Source organism: Amycolatopsis sp. NPDC104819 (genome assembly GCF_055583145.1).
In genome coordinates this window covers 240476-260612 of record NZ_JBVJON010000016.1, presented here as the reverse complement: position 1 = coordinate 260612, position 20137 = coordinate 240476, and the positions used below count along the sequence as shown (strand labels likewise).

Here is a 20137-nt window from a genome sequence, read left to right as displayed (position 1 = left end):
CCCCCCCCCCCCCCCCCCCCCCCCCCCCCCCCCCCCCCCCCCCCCCCCCCCCCCCCCCCCCCCCCCCCCCCCCCCCCCCCCCCCCCCCCCCCCGCAGCCGGATTCACCCGTTCTTCGCGTCGAAACTCCTCTACTCCGGGGGTCCACACCCATGCATGTCGCCATCGTCGTCCAGCCGGCCCACGGCCACGTCAACCCGATGCTCCCGCTCGTCCCGGAGCTGCTGGCCCGTGGCCACCGCGTCACCTACGCGACGGGCCCGGAGTGCGTGCCCGCGGTCGCGGCCACCGGTGCCAAGGTCCTCGAGATCCCGGCCAAGGTGCCGCCCATGTTCTGGCCGGAAGGCGCGACCGACGAGCGCGTCGACGAGATGCTGAGCGCGATGTCGACCAGCGTCCGCGACAGCCTCCCGATCCTGCTGCGCGAGTTCACCGCCGACCCGCCGGACGTGCTCTGCTACGACCTCACCACCGAAGCCGGCCGCATCCTGGCGAAGATCCTCGACGTGCCGGCCGCGTCCCTGGTGCCCCACTTCGCCTTCAACGAAGCCCTCGGCATGCGTGACGCCATCGCCGTCGCCGACGACTGGACCGCACAGGACCCCGGGTGGCCGTGGCACAACTACTTCGCGGCGATGAAGGAGACCGCGGCGGAGTACGGCGTCGAGTGGAAGGACGACGCCCTCGAAGGGACGTCGCCGGACGGCCTGAACCTCGTGCTGATCCCCAAGGAGTTCCAGTACGGCCCCGAAACGTTCGACGAGCGGTTCCAGTTCATCGGGCCGCTGGACAACAGCGAGCTGCAGGCCGGCACCTGGGCGCCCGCGGACCCTGCGAAGAAGACGCTGTTCATCTCCTTCGGCACGCTGTTCAACAACAACCCGCAGTTCTACAAGACGTGCTTCGAGGCCTTCGGTGACCTCGACTGGAACATCGCACTGGCCGCGCACAAGCTGGACGTCGGCGAGCTCGGCCCCATTCCGGCGAACTTCGACGTCCGCCCGCACTTCCCGCAGCTGGACGTCCTCAAGCACGCCTCGGCGGTCGTGTCGCACACGGGCATCAAGACCCTCTTCGACTCGACGACCCTCGGTGTCCCCATGGTGATCGTGCCGCCGGTGCCGATGTGCCAGCTGATCGCGACGCGCGCCGAGCAGGAAAGCCTCTCTCGGGTCCTCGACCCCGCCACGCTGGACGCCGCGACACTGCGCAGCGCGGTCGAACAGATCACGCACGACGAGGAGATCCTGGCCGGGGTGAAGCGGTACCAGCAGATCATCGAGAACTGCGGTGGCGCGAAGGCGGGGGCCGACGCCCTCGAAGCCTACGCACGCTGAGCCCGGTGTTCCCGCCTTCCGACGTCCCGGTGAAAACAATGCCCCGAAAACCCACACTCAAGCGCCCGAAGACGTGAGTTTTTTACTCACCGCAATTCCGAGGTGGTCCGTGAAGGTGGTTTCGGAAGACCGTGGTGTCGGACCGAGGCAACGTCTAAGGAGTTCGCAATGCGCGTAGCATTCGTCATCTGGCCGGCTTCAGCACATCTCTACCCCCTGGTTCCCCTCGCGTGGGCGCTCAAGGCGGCGGGCCACGAGGTCGTCGTCACGTCCCACCCCGCGATCGCGGACGAGGTCGCCGCGATGGGCCTGACCCCGGTGTCGATCTGCGAAGCCGACAGCACCCCGCTGCTCGGGCCGGCGTCGCCGTACGTCGACGAGCGCGTCGACCTCAAGAAGATCACCGAAGCCCTGGCGTTCACCAAGGACGACCCGGACCGGGAGCACTGGAACGTGCTCACGCAGTACTACGTGCCTTCGATGTGGGACTTCCTGCCCTACCGCGGTGACCCGGCCGAGCCGATGCCCGCGATGGACGGCCTGGTGAGCTTCTTCCGCACCTGGCAGCCCGACCTCGTGCTGTGGGACCCCTGCATGCCGGGCGGCGCGGTCGCGGGCAAGGCGGTCGGGGCCGCGCAGGCGCGCTGGTGGACCTGTCCGGACGTCTTCTGCGCCAGCATCGACCGCGTCAACCGGGTCAAGGAGTCCGGGGTCGAGGTCGACAACCCGCTCGCCGAGACCGTCCGCGGCATGGCGGACCGCTACGGCGTCGAGGTGAACCAGGAGCTGCTGGTCGGGCAGTTCACGGTGAACCCGCAGCCGCCGGCGGTCGGGCCGTTCGTCTCCGCGAAGCCGTTGTCGCTGCGCTGGATCCCGCACGCCAAGCAGCAGGTCATGCCCGACTGGATCTACCCGAAGCCGGAGCGTCCCCGCGTCGCCATCTCCCTCGGCCTGTCCGAGCGGTCGTTCATGGCCGAGGGCTGGGCGCACATCCCGGCGCTGCTGGAAGCCGTTTCGGTGCTGGACATCGAGGTCGTCGCGACGCTCAACGAGAAGCAGCTGTCGAAGGTCGACAAGATCCCGGACAACGTGCGCGTCGTGGACTTCGTCCCGCTCAACCAGCTGATCCAGACGTGCGACCTGCTCATCCACCACGGCGGCATGGGCACGGTCACGCCGGCGATCGCCAACGGCGTGCGGCAGATCGTCGTCGACTTCGTCGGCCACGACATCCACGTGACCCCGGGCTCGGGCGACCGGCTCGGCCGCTCGCGCTACAGCCTCGGCCCGGCACTGGCCCGGTACGTCACGGATTCGGGCGCCGGTCTCGTCATGGACGTCAGCAAGCCCGACCCGCTGGTGATGCGCGAGCAGATCCTGCGCGTGCTGGACGAGCAGCACTTCCAGGACCAGGCCGACCGCCTGCGCAACGACTGGCTGGCGCAGCCCAGCCCGAGCGAGTTCGTCCCGACCCTGGAGCGGCTGGCCGCGCAGCACAAGAGCCGGTAGCCGGAAACGGGAGCCGGCGGCGGGATCGCCGCCGGCTCCCGTTCTCCCGGTCGTCGAAAAGATCGAAAAATCAATTCCTTCTCCGCACTTGCCGAACTGCTGGCCTTGCCACGCGACGACTGAGAAAATGGAATCATGCCTACAGACGGGGAATACTCGCCGAGTCCGGTCGAGTACATCAGCCAATACGTCGAGAAGTACGAAGTCTCGAACGGCACCGACGGTTACCTGTACAACGACCGGCCGGTCGTCCTGCTCACGAGCAAGGGCGCGAAGACGGGCAAGACGCGCAAGGTCCCGGTGATGCGGATCGAGCACGAGGGGCAGTACGCCCTCGTCGCTTCGTCGGCCGGCTCCGACAAGCATCCCGGCTGGTACTACAACATTTCCAGCGACCCCCGCGTGCAGATCCAGGACGGCTCGGTCAAGGGCGAGTTCGTCGCGCGGGAGATCACCGGTGACGAGCAGGCCACGTGGTGGGCCCGCGCGATCGAAACCTGGCCGGAGTTCGAGGACTACACCCGGATGACCACCCGCTCGATTCCGCTCTTTGTGCTGACCCCGGTCGAGCAGGGCTCCGAATCGGCCGCGTGAAAAGAACCAGAAGATCACCAGCAAACCGCCGTGGCCCCGACTGACCACGGATACCTAAGGAGAAGGTCTTGACTCTCGCTGGAAAAACTGCGCTCGTGACCGGGGCCGGCCGGGGGATCGGCAAGGCGATCGCGCTGCGGCTCGCCAAGGACGGGGCCAACGTCGCGATCAACGACATCAACCCCGACACCGCCAAGGCGACCGCCGAGGAGATCAACGACCTGGGCCGCAAGACCGTGGTCGTCCCCGGCGACGTGTCCGACCGGGACAAGATCTTCGCCGTCGTCGACGAAACGTTCACCACGCTGGGCTCGCTCGACATCATGGTGAACAACGCCGGCATCTGCCAGACCAAGGAGCTGCTCGAGGTCACCCCTCAGGACCTCGAAGACCTGTTCCGCGTCAACGTCTTCGGTGTCCTGTACGGCATCCAGGCGGCCGCCGAGACCATGAAGAAGAACGGTGGCGGCAAGATCATCAACGCCGCTTCCGGCGCCGGCCACACCGGTGTCCCGGCGTTCTCGGCCTACTCGGCCACGAAGTTCGGCGTCGTGAGCTTCACCCAGAGCGCGGCGATGGAGCTGGCGGAGCACAAGATCACCGTCAACTCCTACTGCCCGGGCATCGTCGACACCGACATGTGGGCGGAGCTCGACAAGGTGCTCGGCGCCAAGCTGGGCAACGAGCCGCGCGAGACGATGACCACGTTCGCCCAGGGCGCCGTGCTGCGCCGGGTCGAGGTGCCGGAGGACGTCGCGAACTTCGTGTCCTACCTGGCCGGCCCGGACTCGGACTTCATGACCGGCCAGTCCGTCGTCATCGACGGCGGCATGGTGATGCGGTAGCCGGCACGCCCTCCCGGCGCCCGGCAGCTCCCCGCACGGACGTTGGCGATGTCGTTCTTCCCGACATCGCCGGCGTCCGTTTTTTCGCGCCGCCGGTCAGAACTCCTCGACCAGCCCGACGATGACGCCCTCGGGCCCGCGGACGTTGCAGTAGAGGCAGTAGTTGCCGAACCGCGCCACCTCGCCCACGAACTCGGTGCCGATGGCGCGCATGCGGTCGAGGGTCTCGTTGAGGTTGTCGACGACGAACGTGATGCGCGGGATGCCCGGCACGTTCAGCGGCGCCTTGGGCGCGGAGTCCTCGGCCACCGGCTGACGGAACACCGACAGCTCGATCCGGCCGCTGCCGTCCGGGGTCTTGACGAACGCCACGTCCGACACGACGCCTTCCAGCCCGATGAGCTGGTCGGTCGCCTTGCCTTCGACCGTCGTCTCACCTTCCAGCTCCATGCCGAGCTCCTGGAAGAACGCGACCGCGGCCTTGAGATCTTCGACCACAATGCCCACGTGGTCCAGTCGTTGAATTCCCATGGTCCCAGTATAGGGGCCGCGGTTACTTTCCGCCGCGCGGCCCCGCAATTTCGGAGGTCCTTCCCGGCGGCGCACACGTGAACGCCGAGATGGCGACCGGGAATGGCCCGCAGGCCCTTCCCGATCGCCATCGGAAGGTTTAATCGCCGGAAAACCGGGTTTTACTCGTCCGGGTATTCGTCGTGTCGGCGGATCCCCTTCACCGGACCGGAGTAACGGTCTTCCGGCTTCTCCCACGGCTCCTGCCGGCCCAGCGCCGTCAGGTCGAGCGCGTGGAACGTCGAGTCGAACACCTCGGTCCCCCGCGCGTACGTCGAGTACGTGTGGAAGATCCGCTCGCCGTCGCGCAGGAAGACGCTGATGCCGGGCACCTCCATGCCGGGGAACTCGGTCAGGCCCCGCGCTTCGAGGGCCGCGCGGTCCTCGAAGTTGTGGTTCGGCGGCGCCACCTTGTCGTCCAGGGTGACGTGGAAGTCGTAGTTGAAGTCGCTGCCACCCGAGGAGTACCAGTCGAAGTTCCAGCCCATCCGCTCCCGGTAGGCGAGCAGCTTCGCCAGCGGCCCGCGCGAGACGACGGCGATCGTCGTGTCGCGCTGGTTCAGGTGCGACCAGTTGCCGAAGTGGTCGACGAGGAACGAGCAGGCCGGGCAGCCTTCGTCCCAGTCGGGGTGGAACATGAAGTGGTAGACGATGAGCTGACGGCGGCCCTGGAAGAGGTCCCCCAGGTCGAGCTTGCCTTCCGGACCGTCGAAGACGTAGGTCTTCTCGATCTCGGTCATCGGCAGTTCCCGGCGCGCCGCGCTCAGCGCGTCCTTCGCCCGGGTGAACTCCTTCTCCTTGACGAGGAATTCCTTGTGCGTGGTGTACCACTCGTCCTGGGAAACGATTTTCGGCAGGCTCATAGCCGCCCCTTCCCTCTCTGGCGACGCGGAAATAGCATCGGCAGCCTACTGTGCCGTTCAGTACTGATCCGACCACAGCCACGGCCCAACCGACTCGCAGCAACGGTCGCTTGGCGCTCGAAGGCGGGCCTGCTTTTGGCCGGATCAGTACTCGGCCGGCTAGTGCATTTGTGGCCGATTCTGTGACGAATCGGCACGCGGCCGCAACTCCTATCGTGCGGTCTCCCGGATCAGCTCCGCCGCGCGCTCGGCGATCGCGATCACCGCCGCGTTCGGGTTGCCGCGCACCCCGGTCGGCATCACCGAGGCGTCGGCGACCCGCAGGCCCTCGACGCCGTGCACGCGCAACCCCGGGTCGACCACCGCGCCGAGCGCGCAGGTGCCGGCCGGGTGGTACGTCGAGTGCGCGTACGCCCGGATGTAGGCGTGCAGGTCCGCGTCCGAGCCCGACTCGGGTACCCGGTACGGCGTCGTGGTGTACGGCGCCAGCGCGGGCTGCCGGGCGATCTCGAGCGCGACCCGCAGCGCCTCGGCCGCGGCGGCCAGGTCCTCGGGCTCGGCGAAGTAGTTGTGCACGATCTTCGGCTTCGCCGTCGGGTGCGGCGAAGCGAGCGACACGCTGCCGCGGCTGAGCGGGGTCAGCATGCTCGGGCCGAACGACACCGCGTGCCCGGTCGGCGTGCCGAGGCCGCCGTCGGAGAACATCACCGGCGCGGCCAGGAACTCCGCGTCCGGGGCGGCCAGCGCCGACGACGTCCGGATGAAGCCACCGGCTTCGGGGCCGTTCGAGGCGAGCGGCCCGGTCGCCGATTCCATGTACTTCGCGACGTTCTCCGGCGCGCCCGCGGCGAGCAGGCTGATCGGCTGCTCGTGGGTGTAGACGAGCGGGATCATCGCGTGGTCCTGCAGGTTCGCGCCGACGGCGGGCAGGTCCGCGACCACCGGCACGCCGAGCGCGCCGAGCAGGCCGGCCGGCCCGATCCCGGACAGCTGCAGCAGGTGCGGCGAGTTGTACGCTCCGGCCGAGACGACCACCTCGCGCTCGGCGCGGACGGTCACCTCCTCGCCGTGGCGGACGCCGGTGACACCGACCGCGCGGCCGTTCTCCACCAGCACCCGGTGCACCCGCAGGTTCGTCTCGACCGTGAGGTTCGGCCGGCCCGCGGCGGGGTGCAGGTAGGCGGTCGCGGTGCTTTCCCGGCGGCCGTCGCGCTGGGTCACCTGGAACTCGCCGAAGCCGTCCTGCTCGGCGCCGTTGAAGTCGTCGTTGCGCTTGAACCCGGCCTCCGCGGCCGCGTCGACGAACGCGGCCGACATCGGGTTCTTCGAGCGGCCGTCGGACACCCGCAGCGGGCCGCCGGTGGCGTGGAACTCCGACTCGCCGCGCTCGTTGTCCTCGGCGCGCAGGAAGCACGGAAGCAGGTCGGCGTAGCTCCAGCCCGGCTGTCCCCAGCCGTCGAAGTCGAGCCGGTTGCCGCGGACGTAGATCATGTTGTTCGTGGCGCTGGACCCGCCGAGGACCCGGCCGTGCCCGAGGTAGACGCGCCGGCGCTGCAGGTGCGGCTCCTCGTGCGTGTCGTGGTCCCAGTCGAAGTCGGTCCGGAACAGCTTGGCGAAGCCGACCGGGACGTGGATGTCCTGCTCGGCGTCCGGGCCGCCCGCCTCGACCAGGCAGACGCGGACGTCCGGGTCCTCGCTCAGCCGGGTGGCGAGCACGGCCCCCGCCGAACCGGCGCCCACGATGACGTAGTCGTACATTCTTGCGCTCCTCAAAGGGAAGTCCGTGGTGGGTGGGTCAGGCAGCGAGGTCGTCGCGCTCCGGCCGGACGAGCCGGACCGGGCCGGTGGCCGGGGCGCTGTCGCCGTCCGGGTCGCGCTCGGCGCCGGCGGCCAGCTCCGCGTACCGCTCGGGCCGGCGCGCCTTCAGCCACGTGGCGTAGCCGACGCCGACGGCGGCCGCGATCAGCAGCACCCACGGCAGCGACGCCACGACAGGGTTTTCGCTCCCGGTCAGCAGCGAGAAGTTGCCGATCAGCAGCACGGCCGACACCGCGAGGCCGGCGAAGCCCAGCCCGGGCGCCAGGAACGTGCGCCACCAGTGCCGTCCGGAGCGCCGGGCGAAGAACCCGATCACCGACAGCGCGGCCGCGGCCTGGATCACGATGATGCCGAGCGTGCCGAGGCCGACCATCGTGGTGGACAGGCCGAGGTACGGGTCGGCGCCGGCGAGCGCGAAGATCGCGACGACCAGCACGCAGAACAGGGTCTGCGTCAGGCTGGCCTTGTGCGGGGAGCCCGACTTCGGCCGCGACGCGCCGAGGAAGCGGGGCAGCACGCGCTCGCGGCCGAGCACGAACAGGTAGCGGTTCGCGGCGCCGTGCATGGCGAGCATGCCGGCGAACAGGCTGGTGACGAGCAGCAGCTGCATGATCCCGGTGATGGCGGTGCCGAGGTAGTCGTCGCTGAGGTTGAAGAACAGCAGGCCCTGCTGCTCGCCGGCGGCGGCCTGCAGGCGGTCCGGGCCGACCGCGCCGACCCCGACCCAGCTGCTCAGCGCGTAGAACACCGACACGAGCACCACGGAGATGTAGGTCGCCCGCGGCACGCTCTTCTTGGGGTTGCGGGCTTCTTCGCCGTACAGCGCCGCGGACTCGAAGCCGATGTAGGAGATGAAGGCGAACATCAGCGAGACGCCGACGGCGGTCCCGAAGACCGTGCCCGGCGAGAAGGAGGCGCTGGGGAACGACGCGAAGCCGTGGCGTGCGATGACGGCGCCGTCGAGCAGCACGAGGATGCCGACCTCGGCCAGCATGAGCACGGCGAGGACGCGGACGCTCAGGTCGATCGCGCGGTACCCCAGCAGCCCCATCAGGAGCAGCCCGACGCCGGCCCAGACGGGCCACGGCAGGTCGAGCCCGAACGCGGCCCCGGCCAGCTGCGCGAAGTAGGCGAACGCGCCGGTGAGCCCCACGGTGGCGGTGTTGTAGGCGATCGCCGCGACCAGCCCGCCGCCGACCGCCGCGCGCTTGCCGAGGCCGGCGCCGATGTAGGTGTAGAAACCGCCGGTGTCGACGATCCGGCGGCTCATCGTGGCGTAGCCGACGGAGAAGCACAGCAGGGTGAGCCCGGCGAACACGAACATGGCGGGGAAGCCCGCGCCGTTGCCGATGGCGAACGCCAGCGGCACGGTGCCGATCATCGACGCCATCGGCGCCGCCGCCGCCACGACGAGGAACACGATCTTCGGGGTGCCCAAGGTGCCGCGCAGCCGGTTTTCCGGTGGTGGGGATGACTGGTTCATGGCTACCTGCAGCTCTCGTTGCCGTTGGGGATGGGCCGCCGCTCGCGGTCGTGTCCAGGGTGGCGCACCCCTCGCCCGGGGGCTTCTCCGTTGCTGCGCCGAAACGACGTCCCCGCAACGTCGGAGCTGGCCGGGCAATTCCATGCGGAATCACCGGGACAGCCTATGAGAAACGCATATGAGGAGTATGCGGAATGCTTTCTGCTAGCATCGGGCGCATGCGCAAACTCATCGTTCAGCAATGGGCCACTGTCGACAACATCGTCGCCGAGGAAGACGGCGGCCTGAGCTTCGTGTCCGGCGAGCCGTTCGACGACAACACCACGAGTCCGTTCCAGGACAGCGTGATGGCGTTCATCGACTCGGTCGACACGATGATCCTCGGCGCCAACACCTACAACATGTCCGTCGGGTACTGGCCGACCGCCGAAGACCAGGGTGTCTACGGCAAGAAGGTCAACGCCCTGACCAAGTACGTCGCTTCCACGACGCTCGAAGAGGCTCCGTGGGGCGAGGACTGGCCGGCCGCGACGGTCACCGCCGACCCGGTCGCCACGATCAAGGAAATCAAGAAGAAGAAGGGCAAGGACATCTGGGTGTGGGGCAGCCTCACCCTCGTGCGCGCGCTGTTCGAAGCGGGCGTCGTCGACGAGGTCCAGATGCGCGTCTGCCCGGCCACCCGCGGCAAGGGAACGCGCTACTTCGAGGGCAGCGAGAACCTCGAGGTCATCGAAGCCACCTCGTTCGAAAACGGCGTTGTCCTTTTGCGCTATGCGGTCAAGAAGTAAGCAAAAAGTCCGAACCACCGAAAAACGGACGCCGGCGCCACCGAGAGGGGCAGCGCCGGCGTCCGTTTCTTTTTGCGGTTTTTACCGGCCGTTCAGCGAAGCCACGAAGGTCCGCAAGTCACCGACGTAGAGCTCCGGCTGCTCCAGCGACGCGAAGTGCCCGCCCCGCTCGAACTCCGACCAGTGCGTGATGGTGCTGTAGTCCCGGTCGGCGAACTTCCGGATCGGCAGCCCCGGGTCCTGCCCGAACACCCCGACACCGATCGGGACGGTGACCGGCGCCGGCGGCACCCCGGGGGTGAAGATCGCGCCGAGGTGCGCGGCGGACTCGTAGTAGAACTGCGCTGACGACGACGCGGTCCCGGTCAGCCAGTAGAGCGTGGCGTTGGTCAGCAGGCGGTCCCGGCCGACCTCCTCCTCGGGCGTCTTGACGGCCTTGTTCCAGTCGTGGAACTTCTCGACGATCCAGGCGAGCTGCCCGACCGGCGAGTCGGTGAGGCCGTACCCGACGGTGAGCGGGCGAGTGGTCTGGACCTTCATGTAGCCGGACAGCTCGGCGTCGAACCGGCCCAGCTCGGCCAGGCGGCCGAAGTCCTCTTCGTCGAGCGTCCCCATCTCGGCGGGGTCGCCGGACGGCACGGTCAGCAGCATCGACACGTACGCACCCCGCACGTGCTCGGGCGCGATGTGGGCGAGCTCGAGGGAGATGATCGAGCCCCAGTCCCCGCCCGCGGTGACGTACTGGTCGTATCCGAGCTGCCCCATGAGCTCCGCCCACGCCGCGGCGACCCGCTTGACGTCCCAGCCGGGCTCGGTGACCGGGCCGGAGAAGCCGTGCCCGGGGATCGACGGGATGACCAGGTGGAACGCCTGGGCGGGGTCGAGGCCGTGCGCGCGCGGGTCGGTGAGCGGGCCGATGACGTCGAGGAACTCGACGATCGAACCGGGCCAGCCGTGCGTGAGCAGCAGCGGCGTCGCGCCCGGCTCCGCCGAGGTGACGTGCAGGAAGTGGACGTCGGCGCCGTCGATCTCGGTGATGAACTGCGGGTACTGGTTCAGCTCGCGCTCGGCGGCGCGCCAGTCGTACGTGCCCTGCCAGTACGTCGCGAGCTCGCGGAGATACTCGGCGGGGACGCCGCGCTCCCAGCCCGGGACCGAAACCGCGGTCGGCCAGCGGGTCGCGGCGATGCGCGTGCGGAGGTCTGCGAGCTCGGAATCGGGGATGTCGATCCGATAGGGACGCATCGAGGTCACCTTTCCTCGGCCGGGGGGGGGGTGGACAAGGGTCCGTGCGTGCCCGCCGGAGACCCGGGGTCCATCGTCGTCGCGACCGGGTGCCCCGGCGTCTCCACCGTTGCTCCGCTGCGGGCCCCCGGGCGCGGCGCAACGGAGGAGACGATCCCGCACGGGCCCCTCCCGCATCGTCGATGGGGAACGCGCGCGAGCGACGCAGCGGCGATGACAGATGACATATTTGGAGGACGTCATGTCCGGAAACGCCCTGGTGTCGGCCGACGAGCTCCGGAAGCGGGCCGAACACCTGGTGCCGCTGATCGAGTCGAAGGCGGCATCGTCGGAGCAGAACCGCTCCCTGGACGACGAAGTGGTCGAGGCGATCGCCGAGGCCGGCCTGTTCGACATGCGCCGTCCGCTCCGGTACGGCGGCCACGAGACGAGCGCGGTCGAGATGGGCGAGGTCCTGGCGACCATCGCCGCGGCCGACGCGTCGGCCGGGTGGAACACGGCCGTGTGGGCGATCGGCGACTGGATGGCGGCGGCGTTCCCGGACCACGTCCAGGACGAGGTGTTCGCCACGCCGGCCACGCGGATCTGCGTCGCGCTGAGCCCGACCGCCGTCGCGACCGAGACCGACGGCGGCCTGATCGTCAACGGGCGCTGGCACTTCGTCAGCGGCGCGAAGCACAGTCACTGGCAGGCCATCATGGCGATGGCGCCCGCCCCGGACGGCAGCCAGTGGCCGGTGGCCGCGCTGGTGCCGATGTCGGACCTGACGATCGACGACGACTGGCACACCTCCGGCTTCGCCGGCACCGGCAGTGTCAACACGGTGGCCGAGAACCTGTTCGTGCCGGCCGAGCGCGTCCTGCCGATGCCGCTGGTGCTCCAGGAGCAGTTCGCCTCCGAGCTCAACGCCACTTCGCCGGTGTTCCGCACCCCGATGATCCCGACCGGCGCGTCCGGCTTCATCGCCGTGGCCATCGGGATGGGCCGCGCGGCCCTGGCCGAGTTCAAGAAGTCCTTGGCGGGGCGCCCGATCGCGTTCACCGACTACGGTCTCCAGAGCGAAGCCCCGATCACGCACTTCGAGATCGCCGAGGCGGCGCTCAAGCTCGAAGAAGCCGAGTACTACGCCTGGCGGATGGCCTCCGGCCTCGACAAGAAGGGCGAAGCCGGCGAGAAGTGGACGCTCGAAGAGCGGATGCACAACCGCGGCCGGCTCGGCCGCCTCGTGCAGCTGGTCGAGGAGTCCGTCGACATCCTGGCGCGCGCGAGCGGCGGGTCGTCGATCAAGCTGAGCAAGCCGATCCAGCGGATCCGGCGTGACATCCACGCGTTCAGCCTCCACGGCCTGATGCACCCGCACACCAACTTCGAGCTGTACGGCCGTTCCCTCTGCGGGCTCGAGCCGAACACGCCCTACATCTGAGCCGACCCGGGTCCTCGGCATCGAGCCGGGGACCCGGCCTTTGCCTCTGGCACAAGGAAAAGCCCCCGGTCTCCTCGACTTCGAGGAAACCGGGGGCTTTTTGTGCGGCTCAGGGGTGAGCTCAGCCGCCGATCGGGCTGCTCTGGTGGGACAGCAGCGCCCAGGTCCCGTCGTCCTGCTTCGTGACGATCCAGGTGGCGCGGATCCGGCGCGCGGGCGCGGTTTCCGTCTCGCCGTCGAGGACGATGCCGCCCTGGGTGATCACCATGACGGTGTCGTCGGTCAGGTACGACACCTGCAGCGGCCAGCCCTTCACGTGCGCGCCGCGCAGGCCGCCCTCGAAGCCGGCCTTCATGAACGCGCGGATCTGCTCGCGGCTGGTCAGCTGCTCGTCCTGCATGAGCAGGCTGCCGTTCTCGGTGAACACCGACGCGAACTCGTCCGCGTCGTTGGCGGCCCACGCGTGCGTGATGCGCAGTGGCACGGTCAGCGCCACGCGGTCACGGGGATCGGTGAACTCGTGGTAGAACGAGGTGTCCTCCTCGATCCCGTACGAGGCCAGGATTTCCGGCGCGGTGGTCGGAGCGGTCATAACGGGTCTCCTTCGTCCGGGGATCGGGGCTACCAGCGCAGCGTCGCGCCGTTGCCGCGCGGGCTGTTCTGGTAGCCGGCCAGGTACCAGACGCCGTCGTCGGCCTTGGCCACGGTCCAGGTGGAGCGGACGGCGAGCTCCGGCGAGATCTCGGTCTCGCCCGGCGCGAGGATGCCGCCGTGGGTGCGGATGAGCGCGACGGAGTCGTTCACGAGCCGCAGGTCGACCGGCTTGCCGGTGATCCGGGATCCCTTGAACGGTCCGGCGAAGGCCGCGGACAGGAACGACCGGATCTCGTCACGGCCGACCTTGTACACGTCGCCGGGCAGGATCAGGGTGCCGTCCTTGGTGAACACGTTCACCACGGCGTCCACGTCGTTGCGCGCCCAGGCCTCGACCAGGCGCAGCGGCACGCCGAGCACCTCTTTTTGGCGCTCGCTGGTGAACGGACCGTAGTAGTCGTCCAATGTGGACTCGTCGACTTCAGAGGACACGGGTGTCCCCTCCCTTCTGTCACCGGTCGGTTGTCGTTCCCAGCGTGGCAGCCGCCCAGGCCAGGAGCGCCTTCTGCATTGCCGGTGCGGCCGGTCAGGCGGCCCGGCGGGTGCCCTCGGCGGCCTTCGCGGCGGCGATGACGGCGTCGTAGTCGGGCTGCTCCTCGATCGCCGGGACGTACTCGGCGTACACGACGGTGTCGGTCGCGTCGACCACGAACACCGCACGCGCGAGGAGGCGAAACTCCTTGATCGCCACGCCGTACGCCGTGCCGAACGAGAGGTCGCGGTGGTCGGAGACGACGCGGACGGCGTCCGCTCCGGTCGCGCCGCACCAGCGGGCCTGCGCGAAGGGCAGGTCGACCGAAACGGTCAGCACGGTGACCTCGCCGAGCTCCGCGACGGCGTCGTTGAAGCGGCGGGTCTGCAGGTCGCACACCGGCGTCTCCAGCGACGGCACGACGGAGATGACGCGGACCGTCCCGGAGAGCGTGGAGAAGGTCAGCGGGGACATGTCGGGGGCGACGACAGTGAAGTCCGGCGCCGCGTCCCCCGTCGTCACAACCGGGCCGACGAGGGTGACCGGGCGGCCGCGGAAGGTCACCACTCCGGCACGTTCGGGAATCGCATTCATGGACTGGACCGCTTTCTGGGTCGGAACAGGTCCGCGCCAGCGTTGCAGCGCCACCACGACCCCGACGTCTCCTGAGCTGCCGCATGAATGAAGACGCGTCGCCGCCGGGTCGGCCGCGACCATCGTGGGGAGGTTTGTCGTGTCCTCATCGGCAGACCGACCCCCGTAACCCGCGAGAAGAGGGCCGGAATGACGACGACCGAACAGGCTCGTTTGGACGCTTACTACGGAGAGTTCACCAGCGACAAGGAGAAGGAGGTGCTCAGCGTCCCGCTGCGGCTCGTGGCGGCCTGGGCGAAGAACGACGCCGACGGTGTTGCCGACGTCTTCGTCGAGGACGGCATCCTGATCCTGCCGGGCGACGTGTACAAGGAAGGCCGCGAGGAGATCCGCGTCTTCATGAAGGCGGCCTACGCCGGGCCGTTCAAGGACAGCGGTGTCACCGGGCAGCCGGTGGACCTGCGGTTCGTGACCGATGACGTCGCGCTGATCCGCACCCACGGTGGCATCCTCGCCGCCGGCGAGACCGAGATCGCGCCGGAGCTGGCGGTGCGCTCGAGCTGGATCACGGTCAAGCGCGACGGCGAGTGGTACCTGGCCGGCTACCAGAACAGCCCGCGCGGCGCCGGCGCCACCCTTCGTTGGTAGTTCCCCTCGTTCCCCAAGGAGAGAAATTCATGAGTTCCAAGGCAGCCGACCTGGTCGCGCAGGCGAAGCAGTGGGCCGGGTACTACGGCGAGTTCCCCAACGGCGAAGAAGGAGCGGTGCTGACGGTGCCGCTGCGGCTGCGGGCCGCGTGGGACGCCGGCGACGCCAACGCGATCGCGGACCTGTTCACCGACAACGGCAGCATGCTGGTCGGCGACGAGCAGCTGCGCGGCCGTGAGGCCATCCGCACCCACCTGACCGAGCTGTTCGCCGGCGACTACCGGGGCACCAAGGTCTCCGACGAGCCGGTCCGCATCAAGTTCCTCACCGACGGTGTCGCGCTGGCCATCACCAAGGGCGGCATCCTCGCCGACGGAGCGACCGAAATCGCCCCGGAGAACGAGAACCGGGCCACCTGGGTGGTCCGCAAGGAATCCGGTGACTACAAGCTCGTCAACTACCAGACCAGCCCCCTCCGCGGCTGAGTCCACCATGCTGAAGGCCACCTCGGGGGAAAGACCTCGAGGTGGCTTTCGCGCCTTCCCGGACCCGAGCCCCATTCGCACGAGCAAATAGCTCCGTGTCGTTTCGGCCGGTCCGGGCTTACGTTCGGGCGGTGGCGAACGAACTGACGATTCCCCTCCTGCCCTGTCCGTCCATCACCGAGATCGCGTCGTTCTACGAGATGCTCGGCTTCGAGATCACCTACCGGCAGACGCAGCCGAACCCGCACGTAGCGGTGCGACGGGAAGACATCAACCTGCACTTCTTCGGCATGGAAGGCTACGACCCGACGCAGTCGTACAGCACGTGCCTGGTGATCGTCCCGGACACCAGCGAGCTGTTCGAGGCGTTCGCGGCCGGAATGCGCTCGGTACACGGAAAACTGCTCATCTCCGGCATCCCCCGCATAACCCGCCCCCGGCTGCGCAACGACCGCTACACGGGCTTCACGGTCATCGACCCAGGCGGCAACTGGATCCGGATAAACAGGGCCACCAAGGAACCCGAGGCGCAGACAAAGCTGGCCAAGGCCCTGGAGAACGCAGCAAGACAGGCAGACGCCCGCGGCAACGAACCCCAAGGCCTGAAGATCCTCGAAGGCGCCCTGAAGCGAGCAACCGGCAACGAACCAGAGCTCCAGGCAGCCCAGGACTACCGCAACGAACTCATCGAACGACTCAAGGATCGCTGACAACAAAAGGTGACCACGGCCGAGGGTCCGGGGGCGAAGCCCTCCGGGCGGGGCGTGGGGGTTGCACCCCCACAAAACAGAGAAGCTCCACGCAAAAGGCCCGCGCCCTCCGCGGGCACGGGCCACCTAAGCGTGGAGCTGAGGGGAATCGAACCCCTGACCTTCTCGATGCGAACGAGACGCGCTACCAACTGCGCTACAGCCCCTTGATCGTGCTCGTAGAGCTTAGCAGTGCCCTGCGAGCACAATCCGCCGGGGGGTCACTCCCCGACGGCCCGGCGGTAAGGCCCGGTCCCGGGCTCGTCGAGCTCCTCGAACGCGGGGTCCTCGTCGTCGAGGTCGACGACGACCGCGCTGCGGCGGACGCGGGACGTCGGTGACGGGCGGCGCTCGACGACCTCGCGCCGGACCGGCTCGACGACCTCGACGTCCTCGGCCTCGTCGAGCTCGACCGGCTCTTCTTCCTCGACCTCCGGACGCGGCTCGGGGTGCCGCGGCGCGCGGGTGCTGTTGAAGCGGGCGAGCCGGCGCTGCCGGATCTCCTCCTCGATGCGCACCTGCCGGCGCAGATACACGAGGTACCCGACCAGCGCGACGTCGGCGGCGCCGTGGCCCCACCAGGCCAGCGGGGTGAGGAAGCCCGCCACGGCGGCGGTGGCCACCGCGATCACGAGCAGGATGACGACGACGCGCTGCCGGAAGCCGTACTTCGCGCGGGCCGCGATCTCCGCCGCTTCGGGGTCGAAGCCGCCGCGGCCGGGCCGGTAGCCGGGCCGGTCGCGCTCGGCCCGCGAGCCGCGTTTGGGCTGCGGGAGCGGGTCGGGTTCGGGCTCCTCGTCTTCGAGGTCCTCGTCGAGCTCGGCTTCGAGCTCCGCGAGGTCGTCCTCGACCGAGGGCCGGGACTTCACCGGCTGGTCGGACATGGCGAATTCCTCCCGGTCTTCGTTGCGTCCACTGCGCACCACCCTGGCCGCGAGCGCGGAGTCGGTCGTCCGGGCGACCTGCTGCCGTCTGCGCGCGACCATGGGCACGAGTACGACGAGCCATGCCGCGGCCAGCGCGACGATGATCACGGAACTGGGCATCTCCCGTCACCTCCCCCGATCCTTCACCTGAAATCACGCTAGTCACAGGAGTAACAGATCGGGCGGAGGCTCGCCGGGTTCGATCACGGAAATGCCTCACCGGATTAGGTGATTCTCACTGCATGTGGTAACGCGCTCACTGACCCGGGTGGGTAATCACCGTCAGGCGTAGTCCGCGCGGCCCGCCGAGACGAGCCGGGACACCAGCCCGGACCCGGTCTCCTCGCGCGTCACGGCGAAGCAGTAGTGGTCGCGCCAAGCGCCGGCGACGTCGAGGTAGCGCTCGAACAGCCCCTCCTGCCGGTAGCCCGCTTTGGTGAGAACCCGCAGGCTGGCGACGTTTTCCGGGCGCACGGTGGCCTCCAGCCGGTGCAGCCCGGCCGGGCCGAAGGCGTGGTCGGTGACGAGCGCGACGGCGGCCGTCGCGACCCCGCCGCGGACCACGTCGGACGACACCCAGTACCCGATCCAGGCGGACCGCAGCGACGCCCGGATGACGTTACCCACAGTGATCTGGCCCGCGAGACGACCGTTCAGGGTGATCGTGAAGGGCAGGCACTGACCACGCCGTGCGAGCGAACGCAGCGCCGCCCACTGCGACGGCCACGACCAGAAGGCGTTGCGTTCCGGCCATGGGCCGACGCCGGTCGGCTCCCACATCTCGAGGTGCGCCCGGTCCCGGAGCCGGATCCGGCTCCACTCGCCGGCGTCGCGCAGCCGGACCGGCCGGACCGCGACCTCGCCCGCGGGCACGCGCAGCGGCCCGAGCCTCGCCGGCCAGCCCGGGTGGCGGCTTTCGACCGGGTAGGACACGCCGGACACGGAGTTCATCAGGCCCGTTGCGCCAGGAACGTGACCTGGACCTGCTCGCCCGCGGGGACGTCGGTCATCTCTTCCGGCACGTTGATCAGGCAGTTCGCCTCGGCCAGCGACGCGAGCAGGTGCGCCCCGGACTGCCCGAGCGGCTGGACCAGGTACTCGCCGTTGGCCTCGTCGCGCAGGAGCTGGCCGCGCAGGTAACCACGCCGCCCCTCGGTCGAGGTGATCGGCGACAGCAGCCGCGCGCCGACGATCCGCCGGTGCGGGTTGCGGGTCCCGCGCGCCGCCCGGATCAGCGGTCGCACCAGCACCTCGAACACCACCAGCGCGCTCATCGGGTTGCCCGGGATGAGGAACGTGGGCACCGAGTCGGGCCCGAGCCTGCCGAACCCCTGCACCGAGCCGGGGTGCATCGCCACCCGCGTCATGTCGATGCGGCCGAGGTCGGACAGCGCCGCGTGGACCTCGTCGCCGGAGGAGCCCCCGGCGCCGCCGGCGACCACGACGATCTCCGACATCAGCAGCCGGCCCTCGACGATCTCCCGCAGCCGCTTCGGCTCGCTCGCCACGATGCCGACCCGGCTGACCTCGGCGCCCGCGTCCCGCGCGGCCGCGGCCAGCGCGTAGGAGTTGACGTCGTAGACCTGCCCGACCGACGGCGTCCGGTCGATGTCGACCAGCTCGTCGCCGACCGACACGATCGAGACCCGCGGCCGCGGGTAGACGAGGACCTTCGCGCGGCCGACGGCGGCGAGCAGGCCGACCTGCGCCGAGCCGATCGTGTCGCCGTTGCGCACGGCGACGTCGCCGATCTGGACGTCTTCGCCGGCGCGGCGCACGTACCCCGCCGACGGCACCGAGCGGTGCACGGTGACCCGGGCCTGGTGCCCGTCGGTGTAGGCGAGCGGCACGACGGCGTCGGCCAGCGTCGGCAGCGGCGCGCCGGTGTCGACCCGCACCGCCTGGCCGGGCTGCAGGCGCCGCGGCTGGCGCGAGCCCGCCGCGATCTCTCCGACGACCGGCAGCTGCACGGGCTCCTCGCCGGCGGCGCGGACGTCGACGCTGCGCACCGCGTACCCGTCCACCGCGGCCTGGTCGAAGCCGGGCAGCGCGTGCTCGGCGACGACCTCCTCGGCGCAGAGCAGGCCCTGGGCCTCGGAGATCGCCACCCGCACCGGCTGGGGCCGGACGGCGGCGTCCAGCGTCATCGAGATCTGCGCGTCGACCGAGCGGAACTCGGCCTCCTCCTCGGCCACTTCGGGCCGTGCCGCGTCGAGGGATTCCGTCATGGGCGATCTGTCCCGATCCGTTCCGTCAGCCACGCCCGTAAAGATGGACCGTACTCGGGCGTTTCAAGCGCGAAATCGACCGCGGCGCGCAGGAAACCACCCGGATTCCCCAGGTCGTGGCGGCCGCCCCGGTGCACGACGACGTGCACGGGGTGTCCTTCGGTGATCAGCAGCGCGACGGCGTCGGTCAGCTGCAGCTCCCCGCCGCTGCCCGGGGTGATCCGCTTCAGCGCGTCGAAGATCGCCCGGTCGAGCAGGTACCGGCCGGCCGCGGCGTAGGTCGACGGCGCGTCCTCCGGCTTCGGCTTCTCGACCATCCCGTGCACGCGCTTGACGTCTTGGTCGTCGGTGTCGGTGACGTCGAAGACGCCGTACGGCGAGATCTCGGCCTTCGGGATGTCGAACGCGCAGAGCACACTGCCGCCGTACTGCGCCCGCACCGCGCTCATCCGCTCGAGCACGCCGGTGGGCAGCACGAGGTCGTCCGGCAGCAGCACGGCGACGGCCTCGTCGTCCGGTTTCAGGTTCGGCTCGGCCTGCGCGACGGCGTGGCCGAGCCCGAGCGCCTGCTCCTGGATGGCGGTCTCGACGGCGAGCAGGGCGGACCCGCGACGCACCTTCTCCAGCAGCTCGGTCTTGCCCTTGGCCTCGAGGTTCTTCTCGAGCTCGGGCTGCTCCTCGAAGTACCGGACGACGGCGTCCTTGCCCGGCGAGGTCACGATGACCAGGCGTTCGGCCCCCGCGGCGGCGGCCTCGGCCGCGACCAGCTCGATCCCCGGCGTGTCCACCACCGGCAGCAGCTCCTTGGGCACGGCCTTCGTCGCCGGCAGGAAGCGCGTGCCGAGGCCGGCGGCAGGCACGATGGCGGTTCTGAACGTCTGGGAGGTTGCGGCGCCCGTCATGGGCG

The 20137-nt window shown here is 69.6% G+C and carries 21 protein-coding genes and 1 tRNA gene; 9 read left to right on the top strand and 13 right to left on the bottom strand.

The genetic code is table 11. The annotated features are described in order from the left end of the window. Window positions 1–151 precede the first annotated feature (151 nt). The 4 genes from ACZ63E_RS39360 (at window position 152) to ACZ63E_RS39345 (ending at window position 4284) form a co-directional block, all read left to right on the top strand. Complete coding sequence (locus ACZ63E_RS39360; RefSeq protein ID WP_465341400.1) at window positions 152–1336, top strand: macrolide family glycosyltransferase; 1185 nt, start codon at window positions 152–154, stop codon at window positions 1334–1336. A 168-nt stretch (window positions 1337–1504) separates the two neighbouring features. Continuing rightward, the gene (locus ACZ63E_RS39355) at window positions 1505–2845 is read left to right on the top strand and encodes a nucleotide disphospho-sugar-binding domain-containing protein (protein ID WP_465341399.1); all 1341 of its coding nucleotides are present in this window, start codon (window positions 1505–1507) and stop codon (window positions 2843–2845) included. Between the two features lie 135 nt (window positions 2846–2980). Continuing rightward, window positions 2981–3439, top strand: coding sequence for a nitroreductase family deazaflavin-dependent oxidoreductase (locus tag ACZ63E_RS39350; protein WP_465302289.1), 459 nt, complete (start codon window positions 2981–2983; stop codon window positions 3437–3439). A gap of 68 nt (window positions 3440–3507) precedes the next feature. After that, on the top strand, window positions 3508–4284 hold the full coding sequence (locus tag ACZ63E_RS39345) for an acetoin reductase (RefSeq protein WP_465302287.1): 777 nt from the start codon (window positions 3508–3510) through the stop codon (window positions 4282–4284). Window positions 4285–4380: 96 nt separating this feature from the next. On the opposite strand, the gene ACZ63E_RS39340 is transcribed toward ACZ63E_RS39345, so the two are convergent. The 4 genes from ACZ63E_RS39340 to ACZ63E_RS39325 form a co-directional block, all read right to left on the bottom strand. After that, window positions 4381–4815, bottom strand: coding sequence for a VOC family protein (locus ACZ63E_RS39340; protein WP_465341398.1), 435 nt, complete (start codon window positions 4813–4815; stop codon window positions 4381–4383). Window positions 4816–4976: 161 nt separating this feature from the next. Next, on the bottom strand, window positions 4977–5717 hold the full coding sequence (locus ACZ63E_RS39335; RefSeq protein WP_465341397.1) for a DUF899 domain-containing protein: 741 nt from the start codon (window positions 5715–5717) through the stop codon (window positions 4977–4979). A 210-nt stretch (window positions 5718–5927) separates the two neighbouring features. Then, on the bottom strand, window positions 5928–7475 hold the full coding sequence (locus tag ACZ63E_RS39330) for a GMC family oxidoreductase (protein ID WP_465341396.1): 1548 nt from the start codon (window positions 7473–7475) through the stop codon (window positions 5928–5930). A gap of 37 nt (window positions 7476–7512) precedes the next feature. Next, window positions 7513–9018 carry an APC family permease gene (locus ACZ63E_RS39325; RefSeq protein ID WP_465341395.1) on the bottom strand — a complete coding sequence of 502 codons (1506 nt, stop codon included), beginning with the start codon at window positions 9016–9018 and terminating at the stop codon, window positions 7513–7515. Window positions 9019–9236: 218 nt separating this feature from the next. On the opposite strand from ACZ63E_RS39325, the gene ACZ63E_RS39320 reads away from it, so the two are divergent. Continuing rightward, entirely contained in the window at window positions 9237–9806 is a 570-nt protein-coding gene (locus tag ACZ63E_RS39320; RefSeq protein ID WP_465302276.1) for a dihydrofolate reductase family protein, read from the top strand. 81 nt (window positions 9807–9887) lie between these two features. On the opposite strand, the gene ACZ63E_RS39315 is transcribed toward ACZ63E_RS39320, so the two are convergent. Continuing rightward, window positions 9888–11051, bottom strand: a complete 1164-nt coding sequence (locus tag ACZ63E_RS39315) for an epoxide hydrolase family protein (protein ID WP_465341394.1) — start codon at window positions 11049–11051, stop codon at window positions 9888–9890. Window positions 11052–11292: 241 nt separating this feature from the next. On the opposite strand from ACZ63E_RS39315, the gene ACZ63E_RS39310 reads away from it, so the two are divergent. Continuing rightward, complete coding sequence (locus ACZ63E_RS39310; protein ID WP_465341393.1) at window positions 11293–12474, top strand: acyl-CoA dehydrogenase family protein; 1182 nt, start codon at window positions 11293–11295, stop codon at window positions 12472–12474. A gap of 121 nt (window positions 12475–12595) precedes the next feature. Here the strand turns inward: ACZ63E_RS39310 and ACZ63E_RS39305 are convergent, their stop codons facing one another. From ACZ63E_RS39305 to tpx, 3 genes are all read right to left on the bottom strand, one after another. Next, entirely contained in the window at window positions 12596–13066 is a 471-nt protein-coding gene (locus ACZ63E_RS39305; protein ID WP_465302270.1) for an SgcJ/EcaC family oxidoreductase, read from the bottom strand. Window positions 13067–13095: 29 nt separating this feature from the next. Next, entirely contained in the window at window positions 13096–13560 is a 465-nt protein-coding gene (locus ACZ63E_RS39300; protein ID WP_465341392.1) for an SgcJ/EcaC family oxidoreductase, read from the bottom strand. A 94-nt stretch (window positions 13561–13654) separates the two neighbouring features. Continuing rightward, window positions 13655–14167 carry a thiol peroxidase gene (gene tpx / locus ACZ63E_RS39295; RefSeq protein ID WP_465302266.1) on the bottom strand — a complete coding sequence of 171 codons (513 nt, stop codon included), beginning with the start codon at window positions 14165–14167 and terminating at the stop codon, window positions 13655–13657. Between the two features lie 216 nt (window positions 14168–14383). Between tpx and ACZ63E_RS39290 the strand changes: the two genes are divergently transcribed. From ACZ63E_RS39290 to ACZ63E_RS39280, 3 genes are all read left to right on the top strand, one after another. Beyond that, window positions 14384–14842 (top strand): SgcJ/EcaC family oxidoreductase, encoded by a 459-nt coding sequence (locus ACZ63E_RS39290; protein ID WP_465302264.1) that lies wholly within the window; start codon window positions 14384–14386, stop codon window positions 14840–14842. Window positions 14843–14871: 29 nt separating this feature from the next. Then, a complete protein-coding gene (locus ACZ63E_RS39285) occupies window positions 14872–15327 on the top strand; it encodes an SgcJ/EcaC family oxidoreductase (RefSeq protein ID WP_465302262.1) in 456 nt (151 codons plus the stop codon). Between the two features lie 131 nt (window positions 15328–15458). Then, a complete protein-coding gene (locus tag ACZ63E_RS39280; protein WP_465341391.1) occupies window positions 15459–16037 on the top strand; it encodes a VOC family protein in 579 nt (192 codons plus the stop codon). Between the two features lie 133 nt (window positions 16038–16170). Here the strand turns inward: ACZ63E_RS39280 and ACZ63E_RS39275 are convergent. The 5 genes from ACZ63E_RS39275 to ACZ63E_RS39255 all read right to left on the bottom strand — a co-directional run bounded on the left by ACZ63E_RS39275 (window position 16171) and on the right by ACZ63E_RS39255 (window position 20132). Further along, window positions 16171–16243 (bottom strand) — tRNA-Ala (locus ACZ63E_RS39275). A 54-nt stretch (window positions 16244–16297) separates the two neighbouring features. Continuing rightward, window positions 16298–17122: a divisome protein SepX/GlpR gene (gene sepX / locus ACZ63E_RS39270; RefSeq protein ID WP_465341390.1), complete on the bottom strand. Its 825-nt coding sequence runs from the start codon at window positions 17120–17122 to the stop codon at window positions 16298–16300. Window positions 17123–17284: 162 nt separating this feature from the next. Beyond that, window positions 17285–17953, bottom strand: coding sequence for a GNAT family N-acetyltransferase (locus ACZ63E_RS39265; RefSeq protein ID WP_465341388.1), 669 nt, complete (start codon window positions 17951–17953; stop codon window positions 17285–17287). Next, window positions 17953–19230, bottom strand: a complete 1278-nt coding sequence (glp, locus tag ACZ63E_RS39260) for a molybdotransferase-like divisome protein Glp (RefSeq protein ID WP_465302254.1) — start codon at window positions 19228–19230, stop codon at window positions 17953–17955. Before glp ends, ACZ63E_RS39265 begins: the two co-directional genes overlap by 1 nt. After that, window positions 19227–20132, bottom strand: coding sequence for a UTP--glucose-1-phosphate uridylyltransferase (locus tag ACZ63E_RS39255; protein ID WP_465341387.1), 906 nt, complete (start codon window positions 20130–20132; stop codon window positions 19227–19229). The genes glp and ACZ63E_RS39255 overlap by 4 nt, the downstream gene beginning before the upstream one ends. Between the last annotated feature and the right edge of the window lie 5 nt (window positions 20133–20137).